Annotated in this window: 6 protein-coding genes (1 of these 6 only partly in view); all 6 read right to left on the reverse strand. The window is 63.1% G+C overall.

Annotated features, from left to right (window positions below; translation table 11 throughout):
• Positions 1 to 62 precede the first annotated feature (62 nt).
• The gene (gene rpoB, locus IAE56_RS19740; protein ID WP_079220749.1) at positions 63 to 4,217 is read right to left on the reverse strand and encodes a DNA-directed RNA polymerase subunit beta; all 4,155 of its coding nucleotides are present in this window, start codon (positions 4,215 to 4,217) and stop codon (positions 63 to 65) included.
• Between the two features lie 340 nt (positions 4,218 to 4,557).
• Positions 4,558 to 4,923: a 50S ribosomal protein L7/L12 gene (rplL, locus tag IAE56_RS19745; protein ID WP_108767846.1), complete on the reverse strand. Its 366-nt coding sequence runs from the start codon at positions 4,921 to 4,923 to the stop codon at positions 4,558 to 4,560.
• A 64-nt stretch (positions 4,924 to 4,987) separates the two neighbouring features.
• Complete coding sequence (gene rplJ, locus IAE56_RS19750) at positions 4,988 to 5,530, reverse strand: 50S ribosomal protein L10 (protein WP_200753700.1); 543 nt, start codon at positions 5,528 to 5,530, stop codon at positions 4,988 to 4,990.
• A gap of 386 nt (positions 5,531 to 5,916) precedes the next feature.
• Positions 5,917 to 6,615, reverse strand: coding sequence for a 50S ribosomal protein L1 (gene rplA, locus IAE56_RS19755; RefSeq protein WP_200753701.1), 699 nt, complete (start codon positions 6,613 to 6,615; stop codon positions 5,917 to 5,919).
• A 4-nt stretch (positions 6,616 to 6,619) separates the two neighbouring features.
• Positions 6,620 to 7,048: a 50S ribosomal protein L11 gene (gene rplK / locus IAE56_RS19760; protein WP_004145248.1), complete on the reverse strand. Its 429-nt coding sequence runs from the start codon at positions 7,046 to 7,048 to the stop codon at positions 6,620 to 6,622.
• Positions 7,049 to 7,334: 286 nt separating this feature from the next.
• Positions 7,335 to 7,500, reverse strand: partial view of a transcription termination/antitermination protein NusG gene (nusG, locus tag IAE56_RS19765; RefSeq protein WP_108748649.1) — the end only. It continues 395 nt past the right edge of the window; only the last 166 of its 561 coding nucleotides appear in the window; its start codon lies beyond the right edge, outside the window — the gene reads right to left on this strand; its stop codon occupies positions 7,335 to 7,337.

Raw genomic sequence — 7,500 nt, forward strand, 5'->3', positions numbered from 1 at the left:
GGGTCTTGGGGCTTCCAGTGCCCGCCCCGCGGGGGGGGGGCGCCCCGCCGCGCCGGCATGGATCAGTTGTCTTCCAGTTCCATGTTGATGGCCAGCGAGCGGATTTCCTTCACGAGGACGTTGAAGGATTCCGGCATGCCCGCGACCATCTCGTGCTCACCGTCGACGATGTTCTTGTACATCTGGTTGCGGCCCTGCACGTCATCGGACTTCACCGTCAGCATTTCCTGCAGGGTGTAGGCCGCGCCGTAGGCTTCCAGCGCCCAGACTTCCATTTCACCGAAGCGCTGGCCACCGAACTGCGCCTTGCCGCCCAGCGGCTGCTGGGTGACGAGCGAGTACGGACCGGTCGAACGGGCGTGCATCTTGTCGTCGACCAGGTGGTTCAGCTTCAGGTAGTGCATGTAACCGACGGTGGTGTGGCGGTCGAAGGCTTCACCGGTGCGGCCGTCGTACAGCTGGGTCTGGCCACTGCTCGGCAGGTCGGCCAGTTCCAGCATGCGCTTGATTTCCGCTTCGGTGGCGCCGTCGAAGACCGGGGTAGCCATCGGCACGCCGTCGGTCAGGTTACGGGCCAGACGCAGCAGTTCCTCGTCACTGAACTGCGACAGGTCGACACGGTTGGCCACGTTGGTGTCGTCGTGGTTGTAGATGTCGTCCAGGAACTTGCGCAGGTCGGCAACCGCAGCCTGGGCTTCCATCATCGCCTGGATCTTGCGACCCAGACCCTTGGCTGCCCAGCCCAGGTGCACTTCAAGGATCTGGCCGATGTTCATACGCGACGGCACGCCCAGCGGGTTCAGCACGATGTCCACGGTTTCACCCGAGGCCATGTACGGCATGTCCTCGACCGGCACCACGTTGGAGACCACACCCTTGTTGCCGTGGCGGCCTGCCATCTTGTCGCCCGGCTGGATGCGGCGCTTCACGGCCAGGAACACCTTGACCATCTTCAGCACGCCCGGGGCGAGGTCGTCGCCGGCGGTGATCTTGCCGCGCTTGTCGGCGAAGCGACGCTCGAATTCCTTCTCGTGCGCCTGGATCTGCTTCTGGGCGCGCTCGATGGCTTCCGAAGCGTCCTCGTCCTTCATGCGCAGGGCGAACCAGTCAGCCTTCTTCAGGCCGTCCAGGTAGGCGTCGGAGATGACGTCGCCCTTCTTCAGGCCGGCACCACCGTTGACCACCTTGCCCACGATCTGCGAACGCAGACGCATGTAGATGGCCGCTTCCAGGATGCGGAACTGGTCGTCGAAGTCCTTCTTGACGCGCTTGATTTCAGACTCTTCGATCTGGCGGGCGCGCTTGTCCTTCTCGATGCCGTCGCGGGTGAAGACCTGCACGTCGATGACGGTGCCGTCCATGCCCGGCGGAACGCGCAGCGAGCTGTCCTTAACGTCCGAAGCCTTCTCGCCGAAGATCGCGCGCAGCAGCTTCTCTTCCGGGGTCAGCTGGCTTTCGCCCTTCGGGGTGACCTTGCCGACCATGATGTCGCCGGCGCGGACTTCCGCACCGATGTACACCACGCCGCTTTCGTCCAGGCGGTTCAGCGCCTGCTCGGAAACGTTCGGGATGTCGGCGGAGATTTCCTCCGGCCCCAGCTTGGTGTCACGCGCGACGCAGGTCAGCTCTTCGATGTGGATCGTGGTGTAGCGATCCTCTTCCACCACGCGCTCGGAGAGCAGGATGGAGTCTTCGAAGTTGTAGCCGTTCCACGGCATGAACGCGATCAGCATGTTCTGGCCCAGGGCCAGTTCGCCGATGTCGGTGGACGGACCGTCGGCCAGCACGTCGCCGCGGGCGATGACGTCACCCACCTGGACCAGCGGACGCTGGTTGATGCAGGTGTTCTGGTTCGAACGGGTGTACTTGACCAGGTTGTAGATGTCGACGCCGGCGTCGGTGGCACCGACGATTTCTTCCTCGACCACCTTGACCACGATGCGCGCGGCATCGATCTGCACGATCTCGCCACCACGACGGGCGTTGACGGTCACACCGGAGTCACGCGCCACGGCGCGCTCGATGCCGGTACCGACCAGCGGCTTCTGCGCACGCAGGGTCGGCACGGCCTGACGCTGCATGTTCGCGCCCATCAGTGCGCGGTTTGCGTCATCGTGCTCCAGGAACGGAACCAGCGCGGCCGCGATCGACACGGTCTGCATCGGCGAGACGTCCATGAAGTGGACTTCCGCCGGCGGCTTCAGCAGCGATTCGCCCTGGAAACGGCAGGGAACGAACTGCTCGGTCAGCACGCTGTCGGCATTGGTCAGGGCGTTGGCCTGCGCAATGACGTACTCGTTTTCTTCGATGGCCGACAGGAACTCGACTTCGTCGTACACCTTGCCGTCCACGACCTTGCGGTACGGGGTCTCGAGGAAACCGTACTTGTTGGTGCGGGCGTACACGGCCAGCGAGTTGATCAGGCCGATGTTCGGGCCTTCCGGCGTTTCGATGGTGCAGACGCGGCCGTAATGGGTCGGGTGCACGTCGCGCACTTCGAAGCCGGCGCGCTCACGGGTCAGGCCGCCCGGGCCCAGGGCCGAGACGCGACGCTTGTGGGTCACTTCCGACAGCGGGTTGTTCTGATCCATGAACTGCGACAGCTGCGAGGAGCCGAAGAATTCCTTGATGGCAGCGGCAACCGGCTTGGCGTTGATCAGCTCCTGCGGGGTCAGGCCTTCCGACTCGGCCATCGACAGGCGCTCCTTGACCGCGCGCTCGACGCGGACCAGGCCGACGCGGAACACGTTCTCGGCCATTTCGCCGACCGAACGCACGCGACGGTTGCCCAGGTGATCGATGTCATCGACCACGCCGCGACCGTTACGGATCTCGGTCAGGACCTTGATCACGTCCAGGATGTCGGAGCTGTCGCCGTGGGCACCGACCAGGCGCTTGGACTCTTCGTCGTTGCGCTCGCCGAAGTACTTGCTGTCATACAGCACGGCTTCGCCGGTGGTTTCCTTGCGGCCCACGCGACGGTTGAACTTCATGCGGCCGACCGCGGACAGGTCGTAGCGCTCGAAGGTGAAGAACAGGTTGTGGAACAGGTTCTGCGCGGCATCCTTGGTCGGCGGCTCACCCGGACGCATCATGCGGTAGATTTCGACCAGGGCTTCCAGCTGGGTCTTGGTCGGATCGATGCGCAGGGTGTTGGACAGGTACGGGCCACGATCCAGGTCGTTCACCCACAGGGTGCCCACCGCATCGACGCCGGCCTTGCGGAAGTTCTGCAGCTGCTCGTCGCTGATCTCGTCGTTGGCCTGGGCCAGCAGTTCGCCGGTCGAGGCATCGACCACGTCGTGCGACAGGATGCGGCCGACGATGTAGTCGTCCGGCACGGCCAGGGCGGCAATGCCCGAGGCTTCCAGCTGCTTGATGTGGCGCGCGGTGATGCGCTTGCCGGCTTCCACGATGACCTTGTCGCCGTCGGCGAGGTCGAAGCCCAGGGTTTCGCCACGCAGGCGCTCCGGCACCAGCTCCAGCTGGACGCCTTCATCCGGGTTGATGTGGAAGGTGTTGATCTCGAAGAACTCGGCCAGCATCTCTTCGTTGCTGTAGCCAAGCGCGCGCAGCAGGATCGACACCGGCAGCTTGCGGCGACGGTCGATACGGGTGAACAGCGCGTCCTTCGGGTCGAACTCGAAGTCCAGCCAGGAACCGCGGTAAGGAATGATGCGGGCGCTGTACAGCAGCTTGCCCGAGCTGTGGGTCTTGCCACGGTCGTGGTCGAAGAACACGCCCGGCGAACGGTGCAGCTGCGAGACGATGACGCGCTCGGTGCCGTTGACGATGAAGGTGCCGTTCTCGGTCATCAGCGGGATTTCGCCCAGATAGACCTCCTGCTCCTTCACGTACTTGATGGCCTTGGTCGACGACTCGCGGTCGTAGATGACCAGGCGCACGGTCACGCGCAGCGGCGCACCGTAGCTCATGCCACGCTGACGGCACTCACGCTCGTCGAAGACCGGCTCGCCCAGCTTGTAGCCGACGTATTCCAGGGCGGCATTGCCGCTGTAGCTGGCGATCGGGAAGACCGACTTCAGCGCAGCGTGCAGGCCGTAATCGGCGCGCTTGGCCGGATCGATGTTTTCCTGCAGGAAATCACGGTAGGAGTCCACCTGGATGGCCAGCAGGAACGGCACTTCGAGGATCGAGCGCTGCTTGCCGAAATCCTTGCGGATACGCTTTTTTTCGGTGAACGAATAGGACGTCATGAGGTCTTCCACCTTGTTGTGCGGGCCGTGCGCCCACGACCCGAAGGAAACTTGAAATTGTCAGTTGGAAGTCGCTGGTATTGCCGGCACCAGCACGCCTTCTCTTGCTACTTCCAACTGCCAACTCGTCTGCATCTACTGCCCTGCTGCCGCGCGTGGCGCTGGCTGGCGAGGTTGTGACCGCAGCCCGTGTTGGGCTTTTTCTTGCTTGAACAGTCGACTAACAGTCGACTCTACACAGTCGACTCAACCGATACCGCAACAACGACCAAAGGCCGGAGGCTTACGCCCCCAGCCTTGGCTGCATCGCCGTGAATCGATGACGATGCAAGGGAAGTGCTTACTTGACTTCGACAGTCGCGCCAGCAGCTTCCAGGTCCTTCTTCATCTTCTCGGCTTCGTCCTTCGAAGCGTTGTCCTTCAGGACGCCACCGGCTTCGGCCAGGTCCTTCGCTTCCTTCAGGCCCAGGCCGGTGATGGCGCGGACGGCCTTGATGACTTCAACCTTCTTGTCGCCAGCGGACTTCAGGGTGACGACGAATTCGGTCTGCTCTTCAACGACGGCAGCCGGGCCAGCCACAGCGGCGGCAACCGGAGCAGCGGCGGAGACGCCGAACTTCTCTTCGATGGCCTTGACCAGCTCCATCACTTCCATCAGGGACTTCTCGGCGATGGCGTCGACGATCTGTTCGTTGGTAAGGGACATGATAATTACCTTTGGATGATTTTCTGGGTTGAGGTTCCGTCAGGAACCACTAAATAGTCGAAACTCAGGCGGTCTCGGCGGCCGGTTCAGCAGCTTCAGCGGCTTCAGCGGCTTCGCCACCGTTCTGCTTGTCACCGACAGCCTTGATGGCGCGGGCGAACATCGTGACCGGCTCGGCCAGGACGCGTGCCAGCATTGCCAGGGCCTGGTCGCGGGTCGGCAGCGATGCCAGAACCTCGACGTGGCTCGCCGGGAACACTTCACCACCGATGGCGACGACCTTAGCCTTCAGCTTGTCGTTGCCCTTGGCGGCTTCCTTGATCAGGCGACCGGCTGCGCCGGGCTCCTCGAGCGAGAACGCGTACAGCAGCGGACCAACCATCTGGTCCTGTGCGACTGCGAACTCGGTGCCTTCAACGGCGCGCGAAGCCAGGGTGTTCTTGACAACTTTCAAGAAAACACCGGTTTCACGAGCCTGCTTGCGCATCGCGGTCATCTGGGCGACCGTGGTGCCAGCGTATTCGGCTGCGATCAAGGAGTGGGCCTTGGCGGCGACGTCTGCCAGCTCGGCGACTACTTCTTGCTTCTGGGACAGATTGAGAGCCATTGCACTCCTCCAATTGAACTCCGCTTACGGCTCCTGCCGTGTGCGGTCCTGTGCGGCATCCGTCCTGGACGCCGGGAACATCGGAATGATGCTCCGGGGGTGGGCCGTTCCAGACCTGGAGTGCAATCGGGGAAGATCCCAGACGTGCGTGAACCAGAAAAACTCCAGAAGGGCACCATCTACGCAGGTTGATTCCGAAGAATCCATTAAGCGGTCATTGCTGCTCCGGCGGCGACTCCCTGCCATATCGAGCTTCCGTGCCCGTCGCCGGTATTGCCACGACCGCGCCTGCGGTCTTTGACGGCTACCGCCAGCGATGGACTGCCGGCGACGCCTTCAAATGTCACGGTCACGGTGCCCGAGGGTACCGTGACCGCTTGAAACAATTACTTCAGGGTCAGCGACGACTGGTCGACGGTGACGCCCGGGCCCATCGTCGAGCTGACCGAAACCTTCTGCAGGTAGGTGCCCTTCGAGGTCGCCGGCTTGGCCTTGATCAGGTCCAGCAGCAGCGCGGTCAGGTTCGACTTCAGCGCGTCTTCGGCGAAGTCGGCCTTGCCGATGGTGCAGTGGATGATACCGGCCTTGTCGGTGCGGTAACGGACCTGGCCCGACTTGGCGTTCTTCACGGCTTCACCCGGGTTCGGGGAAACGGTGCCGACCTTCGGGTTCGGCATCAGGCCGCGCGGGCCCAGCACGGTGCCCAGCTTACCGACGACGCGCATGGCGTCCGGGGTCGCGATGACGACGTCGTAGTTCAGATCGCCGGCCTGCATCTTCTCGGCCAGATCGTCCATACCGACGGCTTCGGCGCCAGCGGCCAGGGCTTCGTCAGCCTTGGCACCGGCCGGAGCGAAGACGGCGACGCGGACCGACTTGCCGGTACCAGCCGGCAGCACGGTGGAGCCACGGACCTGCTGGTCGGACTTCTTGGCATCGACGCCCAGGCGCACGGCAACGTCGATCGACTCGACGAACTTGGCCTTGGCGGCGGTCTTCAGGATGTTGATCGCGTCTTCGAAGGCGTACGACTTGCCCGGGACAACGGCGGCCTTGATGGCCTTTTCGCGCTTGTTCTGTGCCATCTGATTAACCCTCCACCACGAGGCCCATGGAACGGGCAGAGCCAGCGATGGTACGCACGGCGGCGTCCAGATCGGCGGCAGTCAGATCCGGTTCCTTCGCCTTGGCGATCTCTTCCAGCTGCTTACGGGTGACCTTGCCGACCTTCTCGGTGTTCGGGCGCTTGGAGCCCGACGAGATGCCAGCGGCCTTCTTCAGCAGGGTGGTGGCCGGGGTGCTCTTGGTGATGAAGGTGAACGTACGGTCCGAGTAGGCCGTGATGATCACCGGAACCGGCAGACCCGGCTCGAGCTTCTGCGTGGCAGCGTTGAACGCCTTGCAGAATTCCATGATGTTCAGGCCGCGCTGACCCAGCGCAGGACCGACCGGCGGCGAGGGGTTGGCCTGACCGGCCTTCACCTGCAGCTTGATGTAACCGACAACTTTCTTTGCCATGAGTATGCTCTCCGGGTGCTAGCGCCTTGCGACAACAGGCTCCCCATCGGACCGGGAATCACGCGTCCCGGCATCGCGTTTTGAAATCATGCTGAAGGCCGCCTTGCGGCGGCTTCATCCTGCTGGCTTCCCAGCGGGGAGCCGCGCACTATATCAGGTTTTTTCTTCACATGCCTGAAGCGGCACGTAAACGAACGAAACCGGGCTGAGCCCGGTTCCTCTTGTAGAGTCGAGCCATGCTCGACTGACCCGCAAAGTCGAGCATGGCTCGACTCTACAAAACCGGTCAGACGGCCTTTTCGACCTGGCCGAACTCGAGTTCGACCGGGGTGGCACGACCGAAGATCAGCACCGAGACGCGCAGACGGCTCTTCTCGTAGTTGACTTCTTCGACGACGCCATTGAAATCATTGAACGGGCCGTCGGTGACGCGGACCATCTGGCCCGGCTCG

Origin of the sequence: Stenotrophomonas sp. S41 (assembly GCF_016624625.1) — a bacterium.
In the GTDB taxonomy this organism is placed as follows: Bacteria; Pseudomonadota; Gammaproteobacteria; order Xanthomonadales; family Xanthomonadaceae; genus Stenotrophomonas.

Excerpts from the sequence above, each read along its gene's own strand:
- rpoB (WP_079220749.1), bottom strand. The coding sequence starts at position 4,217 with ATGACGTCCTATTCGTTCACCGAAAAAAAGCGTATCCGCAAGGATTTC.
- rplL (WP_108767846.1), bottom strand. The coding sequence starts at position 4,923 with ATGTCCCTTACCAACGAACAGATCGTCGACGCCATCGCCGAGAAGTCC.
- rplJ (WP_200753700.1), bottom strand. The coding sequence starts at position 5,530 with ATGGCTCTCAATCTGTCCCAGAAGCAAGAAGTAGTCGCCGAGCTGGCA.
- rplA (WP_200753701.1), bottom strand. The coding sequence starts at position 6,615 with ATGGCACAGAACAAGCGCGAAAAGGCCATCAAGGCCGCCGTTGTCCCG.
- rplK (WP_004145248.1), bottom strand. The coding sequence starts at position 7,048 with ATGGCAAAGAAAGTTGTCGGTTACATCAAGCTGCAGGTGAAGGCCGGT.